Below are 6,454 nucleotides of genomic sequence, written 5' to 3'. Positions count from 1 at the left end.
CCGAGACGGACGAGCTACGCATCACCGGCAGTTCGGGGGAATGGGTGATCAGCAGGGCTTCGGGTTCGTGGGTGAGGAGCGCGGTGGTCGATCCGCTCCCGGCTCCCCCACCTGCTCCTGTTCCTGCACCTGCACCGACCGGCGAGCCTGCTCCTTCACCGGTCCCCGAGGAGACGCCGCCCGAACCTGCGCCGACCCCGAGCGACGATGCTCCTGTGGGCGAGCCGGCCGACGACGGATCGGAAGGCTGATGCTTCGAAATCAATTCCGCTTCAACGAAACAGGAATTCCTGCCACCACGAGAGTCGCTGCTTCACTGGCCTCCGCGACCCGCGCATTGAGCCGGCCCAGCATGTCGCGGAACAATCGGCCCGAAGAGCTCGCGGGCACCACTCCGCTACCGACCTCGTTGCTCACGGCGACCACCGGCACCGCACATTTCCGCCACGCCGCGATCAACTCGTCCACGTCGGAGTGGACAGGGTCGAGGCCGCCACCCTCCCAGACACCGTGAATATCGAGCCGTGCCGTCAACCACGTTCCGAGACAATCGATCAGCAGCGGTTCCGTAGCGGTGCACAGCACCTCGGCGACATCGACCGTCTCCACCGTCGACCATGAACCGGGACGTCTCTCCCGGTGCAACGCAACACGTTCCGCCCACTCCGCGTCACCCTCTCGTGTCCCGCCGGTGGCGACGTAGATGACGGACGGGCAGGACGCGAGCAACTCCTCGGCGTGCCGCGACTTGCCCGACCGCACTCCCCCGAGAACCAGCGTCCGATGCGGCACGACCGGAGTCCCTTCACCCACGTGGACCACCTCACCATCACGACCGGGACGAGCATCCACCTGCTGCAGACGTTTCCGAAGTATGTCGGCGGGTGGATTGTGGTGGCCCAGATGCACTGCGACCACATCGGTGTCCGGAGTGACGGCACCGGCACCGCGCAGACCGTCCACCAGGGTGCCGAATTCCGGGAGGCCGAGGTGGCCCTCGGACAGTTCGGAGCGGTCGCCGGAGGTTTCCTCGAGAAACACCGCGTCGAACCGCGCGTCGCGCACGGCCTCGAACCACTCGGTAGGCCACATCCCGGTGTCGCACGCCCACAGCAGCCGCGACCCGCCGGGACCCGACAGGTCGTACAGCACTGCGTCACCGTCACGGAACACCCTGTGCCGCGCGGGGAGAACACGCACCGCATACTCACCGACGGCAAGCGAATCCCCGGCCTCGACCGGCACGAAACGCACCGGGTCGTCGGGGCCCACCCACGGTCTGCAGGTGTCGAGGGCGTCGGCGGGGCCGATCACGTCGAGCTCGTCGCCGCCCGCGACCCATGATCGGAACAGCAACGCCTGCGGCCCGAGATGATCGGCGTGCGCGTGTGTCAGGAGGATGTGCCGCACCGACGCCAGCGACCTGCCGTGCCGCACCGCCGCACCGGGCGCCTCCGGACCGCAGTCGAGCAGCAGCACGTCGTCGACGAGCGCCGCGGTCTGCCCGCGTATCTCGCCGCGACGTGCGGCGTCCGCACAGGATTCGCACGTGCAGAACGGATTCGGCCATCCGTCCGCCGCGCCGGTCCCCAGGAGTACGACCTCCATCAGCAGTCCTTCGAGGTGTCGCGGAGCGGGAGAACGGCACGACCCGCCGGACGGTCGAGGATCTCGACGCGGGCGCCGTAGACCTGCGCGATGCGTTCGGCGGTGAGCACGTCGTCGGGCACTCCGTCGGCAACGACGTATCCGCGATCGAGCAGCACGAGCCGTTCCCCGTACTGGGCGGCGGAGGTCAGGTCGTGCATCGCGGCGATGACGGTGAGGTCGCCTTCGGTGCGCATCGAGTCGACGAGTTCGAGCACCTGCTGTTGGTGCCCGATGTCGAGGGCGCTGGTGGGTTCGTCGAGGAGCAGCACCCGGGGTTGCTGGGCGAGAGCGCGCGCGAGCACGACCCGCTGCAGCTCCCCACCGGACAGTTCGGTCGCGAGTCGCGGTGCGAACGCCTCGAGCTCGAGCCGTTCGACGACCCGGTCCACCACCTCGCGGTCGTGCGCGGTCTCGGATCCGAAGCGCGGGATGTGCGGGGTGCGGCCGAGGTGGATCAGTTCCCTGACGGTGACACCTTCCGGCACCACGGGGCGTTGCGGCATCAGCGCGACCGCGCGTGCCATGTCCCGACGTCCGGCGCGCCCCGGCACGATGTCGGCGACCTGCAGGTGACCGGTGGCCGGCACGAGCCCGGCGAGGACGTGCAGCAGGGTGGTCTTGCCCGACCCGTTGGGCCCGACCAGCGACACCCAGGAGCCGGCGGTGACGTTCAGGTCGACGCGGTGCAGCACCTCGATGCCACCGCGTTCGGCGCCGAGCTGCCCGGCACGACACCGTCACGGTCCCGGTGGGAGAACATCGCTTTTCATCGGACACCTCGGCTACGTCTGAGCACGACGAGGAAGAAGGGCGCCCCGATCGCCGCGGTCACGACACCGATCGGCAGTTCGGCGGGCGACATGACGGTACGGGCCAGGACGTCCGCGAGGACGAGGAAGGATGCGCCCACCAGCAGGGACAGCGGCAGCAGGAGTCGGTGGCCGGGTCCGGCGAGCAGCCGTACCGCGTGGGGCACGACGATGCCGACGAAGCCGATGAGACCGCTCGCCGAGACGACGGCCGCAGTTCCGAGCGTCGCGACGCACACGAGCAACAGCCGCACGCGCGCCGGGTCGATCCCGAGGCTCGCGGCTTCGACGTCGCCGACCGCCATGACATCGAGTGTGCGCCGGTGCAGCGCGATGATCGCGACGGTGACCACGACGTACGGCAGGACCACGACGACATCGGACCATCCGTCGGTGGACAGGCGGCCGAGCATCCACGAGTACACCTGCCGCAGCGTGTCGTCGTGCAGCTGCATGAAGAACGTCTGGATCGCGTTGGCGAAGGCTGCGACGGCGACCCCGGCGAGGATGATGACGACTTCCGAGCGGCTTCCGCCGACGGTGCGGCCCAGCGAGTAGGTTGCGCCGACGGCGAGCAATCCACCCGCGAACGCTGCGACGGGGACCCCGGCGAACCCGGCCGCGCCGCCCACGACGATGGCGAGGGTCGCGCCGAGACCGGCGCCACTGGACACCCCGAGCAGGTAGGGATCGGCGAGCGGGTTGCGGAAGACACCCTGGTAGGCCGCGCCGGCGATGGCCAGCATCGCACCGACCAGCACGCCGAGCACCACACGCGGCATCCGGATGTTCCACAGGATGGCCTGCTGACGCGTGCTCAGTCCCGAATCGACGTCGACGAACGGCAGGCGGTCGGCGATGTCGAGCAGCACCCCTCCCGGGGTGAGACCGGCCGGTCCGACGAGGATCCCGACCAGCATCGCGGCGAACAGGACGAGCACCGCGCCGGTCAGCACGAGCACGTTGCGCGGCAGTACCCGCGCACCACCGGGTGGCAGGGCGCGGGTACTGCGGCGCGACAGAGAGATCAAGGCGTGGGCTGGGCCGCGGGGATGGCGCCGACGATCCGGGCGATCTCGCGCATCAGGTCCACGACGCGCGGACCCCAGCGACTCGCGATGTCCTCGTCGAGGACGTAGACGTGACCGTCACGGACGGCGCTGAGCTCGTTCCAACCCGCACGCTGTGCGACGACCTCGGGCGTGACGCCGCAGCACTGTCCGTCGGCCAGGAAGATCACGTCGGGGTTCTGTTCGAGGACGTACTCGGCGGACAGCTGCGGGTAACCGTTGCCGCCGGTCGCGATCGAGGTCAGACCCAGCATCGAGTAGATATCGCCGATATAGGTGTCGTCGGTGACGGTGTAGAAGGTGTTGTCGAGCTCGTGGTAGTAGGTCAGCGGGGTCTCACGCTCCGGGAGGCCCGCGAGAATCCCGTCGATGTCCGTCTTCATCTGCGCGACGAGTTCGGCGGCGTCACCGACGTGTCCGGTGGCGGCTCCCAGATGCTCGATCTGGGCATAGGTGTCGTCCAGCTTCCCGGCGGCGGGAAGGATCAACGTCTCGACACCGGCCTGTTCGAGTCCCGCGACGAGATCGGCGGTGTCGGCGTTGGCGACGACCAGGTCGGGTTCGTAACCGAGGATCGCCTCGACGTTCGGGGTGTAGCCCGACAAGTCGGTGACGGGCGCGTCGGCCGGGTAGTCGGATCGGTCGTCGACCGCGACCACCTGGTCACCGGCACCGATGGCGTAGAGCATCTCGGTGCTGGTGGGGCTCAGGGAGACGATGGCCTGCGGAGCATCGGCGGAAGCGGTGCCGGTGTCACCGGCCGGCGACGAGTCGTCGCTGTTCGAGCACCCCGCGGCGAGGAGAGCGAAGGCGGTCAGTCCGGCGGCGAACAGCCGTCGGGAGTTGTCGAGGGGCACAGCCATCCTCCGTTGTTCGGAGGACGAAAACAGCACGGCTGCAACAGGCGGTTGCGGCACGCCACCGTCCTTCGTCCGAGGACCAGTACGTACGGACCCTCCGCGCCGGCCGACCTGGCTCACCCCGTATCGGGACTCACAGTTGCGGGACAGCGCCGGATTCTCACCGGCTTCACCGAAAACGCAGCGGGTGCCCTACCGGATCGGCAGGACACCCGCAGCGTAGCTCACGGCTTCGCAGGTCAGGACAGCGCCTGCTGGAGATCTTCGAGAAGATCCTCGGGATCCTCGAGGCCGACGGACAGTCGCACCACACCGTCGGACAGGCCGATCGCGGCCCGGCCCTCGGGTCCCATCGCCCGGTGGGTGGTGGTCGCCGGGTGGGTGACGAGCGACTTGGCGTCGCCGAGATTGTTCGAGATGTCGACGATGCGCAGTTTGTTCAGCAGCTCGAAGGCGCGTTTCTTGCCCTCGCCCTCCGGGGCGTCGAGTTCGAACGTGATGATCGTGCCGCCGCCGCTCATCTGCGACTTCGCGAGTTCGTACTGCGGGTGCGATTCGAGATAGGGGTACTTGACCCACCGCACTGCCTCCTGCGATTCGAGGAACTGCGCGATGCGCAGCGTCGAATCGACCGAGGCCCGCAACCGCACCGGCATGGTCTCGAGACCCTTGAGCAGCGTCCACGCGTTGAACGGGCTCAGCGACGGCCCGGTGTGGCGGATGAGCTTCTGCACCGGCCCGTCGATGTAGTCGGCGGGTCCGAGGATCGCACCGCCGAGCACACGGCCCTGGCCGTCGATGTGCTTGGTGCCGGAGTACACGACGACGTCGGCACCGAGATCGAGGCTGCGCTGCAGCAGCGGGGTGGCGAAGACGTTGTCCAGCACCACCTTCGCGCCTGCCGCATGCGCCATCTCGGAGACGCGACGCACGTCGACGAGGGTCTGCATGGGGTTCGAGGGGGTCTCGAAGAAGACCGCGGTGGTGGGCACCGACAGTGCCTTCTCCCACTGGTCGAGATCCTCGCCGTCGACGAACACCGTCTCGACGCCCCAGCGGGGCAGGATCTCGTTGCACACGACGAAGCACGAACCGAAGAGGCTGCGTGCCGCGACGAGGCGGTCACCCTTGCCGAGCAACGCGGCGAGCGCGGTGAACACCGCGGACATGCCGGACGCGGTGGCGTACGCCCCCTCGGCACCGTCGAGCAGGCGCAGGCGCTCCTCGAACATCTTCACCGTGGGGTTGCCGTAGCGGGAGTAGACGAAATGGTCGACATCGCCGGTGAAAGCGGCCTCGGCGGCCTCGGCCGACTCGTAGACGAACCCGGAGTTGAGGTAAAGGGCCTCGGAGGTCTCCTCGAAACCGGATCGGAGGGTGCCGCCGCGCACGCCGAGCGTGGCGGGACGAACGGTGTCGGGCAGCGATTTGCTGAACGCGCCGCCCTGGGGGATGGAACTCACGACTGCCTCCACGGCAGGCCCGCGGCCCGCCAGCCCTCGGCACCTCGATGGCCTTCGCCGTCGAGAGCGCCTTCGAATCCTTCGAGAACGTTGTAGGCGGGGGTCAGGCCCGCGGCGGTGGCGGCTTCGGCCGCACCGATCGAGCGCTGACCCGAGCGACACAGGAAGATCACCGGCCCGCCGCCGATACCCGCTGCCCGCAGATCCTCGACGAAGGTCGGATTCGGGGCGCCGTCGGGGTAACGAACCCACTCGACGAACACGGTCCGGCGACCGAGCGACGAGGTTTCGGGGACCCCGACGTATTTCCACTCGGCTTCGGTCCGCACATCGACGAGCACGGCATCCGGATCACCGTGCAGCAGGTCCCATGCCTGCCGCGGCGTTATATCACCTGCGTAGCTCACCCGGACATGTTTTCACAGTTCGCGCTGGGACGTACACGCGGGCATCGCTTCGTATACGCACGGGCACCGATTCAGAATCGGCAGATCCGCCATACGTCGTCGATGCGGACGACCTGCCACGTCTCGGTCTGCGTCTGCCCGTCGAGGCCGGTCCGGACGTCCACGGTGGCCCGATCGCCGTCCACGGCAATGTTG

General features: G+C 68.6%; 7 protein-coding genes and 1 riboswitch. All 7 genes read right to left on the bottom strand.

The features are described 5' to 3' along the window. A partial coding sequence (locus R1101_RS31010) for a hypothetical protein (RefSeq protein WP_016934022.1) occupies positions 1–265 on the bottom strand: 265 nt, incomplete at its 3' end. Further along, complete coding sequence (cobU, locus tag R1101_RS0113915) at positions 262–1,608, bottom strand: bifunctional adenosylcobinamide kinase/adenosylcobinamide-phosphate guanylyltransferase (protein WP_016934021.1); 1,347 nt, start codon at positions 1,606–1,608, stop codon at positions 262–264. The genes cobU and R1101_RS31010, both read right to left, overlap by 4 nt. After that, complete coding sequence (locus tag R1101_RS26790) at positions 1,608–2,342, bottom strand: ABC transporter ATP-binding protein (protein ID WP_016934020.1); 735 nt, start codon at positions 2,340–2,342, stop codon at positions 1,608–1,610. Before R1101_RS26790 ends, cobU begins: the two co-directional genes overlap by 1 nt. A gap of 74 nt (positions 2,343–2,416) precedes the next feature. Next, on the bottom strand, positions 2,417–3,379 hold the full coding sequence (locus R1101_RS0113905; protein WP_232284751.1) for a FecCD family ABC transporter permease: 963 nt from the start codon (positions 3,377–3,379) through the stop codon (positions 2,417–2,419). Between the two features lie 107 nt (positions 3,380–3,486). Next, the gene (locus R1101_RS0113900; RefSeq protein ID WP_198420275.1) at positions 3,487–4,392 is read right to left on the bottom strand and encodes an ABC transporter substrate-binding protein; all 906 of its coding nucleotides are present in this window, start codon (positions 4,390–4,392) and stop codon (positions 3,487–3,489) included. 84 nt (positions 4,393–4,476) lie between these two features. After that, positions 4,477–4,604, bottom strand: a riboswitch (cobalamin riboswitch). Positions 4,605–4,628: 24 nt separating this feature from the next. After that, on the bottom strand, positions 4,629–5,852 hold the full coding sequence (locus tag R1101_RS0113895; protein WP_026003258.1) for an O-succinylhomoserine sulfhydrylase: 1,224 nt from the start codon (positions 5,850–5,852) through the stop codon (positions 4,629–4,631). Beyond that, entirely contained in the window at positions 5,849–6,259 is a 411-nt protein-coding gene (locus R1101_RS0113890) for a rhodanese-like domain-containing protein (RefSeq protein WP_026003257.1), read from the bottom strand. Before R1101_RS0113890 ends, R1101_RS0113895 begins: the two co-directional genes overlap by 4 nt. Positions 6,260–6,454 lie beyond the last annotated feature (195 nt).

The organism is Rhodococcus sp. R1101 (assembly GCF_000278445.1).
Lineage (GTDB): Bacteria > Actinomycetota > Actinomycetes > Mycobacteriales > Mycobacteriaceae > Rhodococcus > Rhodococcus gordoniae.
The sequence above is the reverse complement of the archived record's forward strand: the minus strand, read 5'-3'. Positions and strand labels throughout refer to the sequence as shown.